This window comes from Microbacterium sp. Leaf351 (assembly GCF_001423825.1).
Classification (GTDB): Bacteria; Actinomycetota; Actinomycetes; order Actinomycetales; family Microbacteriaceae; genus Microbacterium; species Microbacterium ginsengisoli.
Map to the genome: position 1 here is coordinate 558 of NZ_LMPK01000013.1, position 993 is coordinate 1,550.

The following is a 993-nucleotide window of genomic DNA, read 5'->3' on the forward strand; positions in this document are numbered from 1 at the left end:
CCTCGGCCCACGCGTCGACGTCGTCCAGCGACATGTCGACATAGAACGTCTCGCCGCGGGGACCGCCGACCGGCACCTGGAGACGCGGGCGCGCGAAGCCCGCATCGAGGAGGCGAAGTCGACTAACGCTCTCCGCGGGGAGCTGAGCGCGACCGTCGGCCATCTCGAGGATGCGCCGCGCGCGTCGCACCCCGCGACGCCCCGGCGGCAGATGCGCTGCCACCTCACGGCAGAACCCGTCGTGAGCGACATCGTCGTAGGTGTGCGAGGAATCGACCCACGCCACGCCCCGAAGCGCGGCATCGATGACCGACACAGCGATCTCCGGCGACTCGGTGGCGAGGACATCCGCGACTGTCAGCGCGAGATCCGTGCATCTGACGCCACCGACGCTCGTGACATGCACTGGGTCGAGGTCGCGGCGATGTCGGGCGATGCGTGGATGAGCCGACACTCGCCCGTCGACGGCCGTCGACGACACGTGCACCGGGTGCGTGCGGGTTCCGTAGACCGGAAGCCCATGCAGGACCGCTGCCGACAGATGGGAGAACACGTGCGCGGCACCCGATTCACGGCGATCGAACGCGGCGATGTGCACAAGATGGCGGTCCTCCGGCCGCAGCGCGTCGATCGAAGCGGCATCGGCATAGAGTCCGCGCCCCAGACGACGCAGCGACCCCGACTCGACGCGGCGGCTCAGCTCGCGTTCGGCCATGCCGAATCGGAGCAGCGCGGCGCGGGTGCGAATCGCGCGGCGGGCGGCGGGGACATCCATCGCCTCACTCTGCGCCGCCCCGATCCGTCGGCGAGGCCTCCCGCGGCATCTGTGGAGCCCGCCCGCTCCCCCGCCAGCCGGGGAGGATGCGGCGGCGCGACGGCGAACGCTCGCGCACTCCCGGCGGCGCCTCATCGAATCCACCCCGCCCCGCCGACTCCACCCCCTCGCAGCACCGCTGACGGCTGGAATCGGCGCCGAGAGATGGATTCGGCGGG

At 71.7% G+C, this 993-nt stretch carries 1 protein-coding gene; it reads right to left on the reverse strand.

The window, feature by feature from the left end; genetic code table 11:
• Positions 1-775, reverse strand: a 775-nt coding sequence (locus tag ASG00_RS15280; RefSeq protein WP_162238351.1) for a hypothetical protein, incomplete at its 3' end; no start/stop codon positions are given.
• Positions 776-993: the final 218 nt, after the last annotated feature.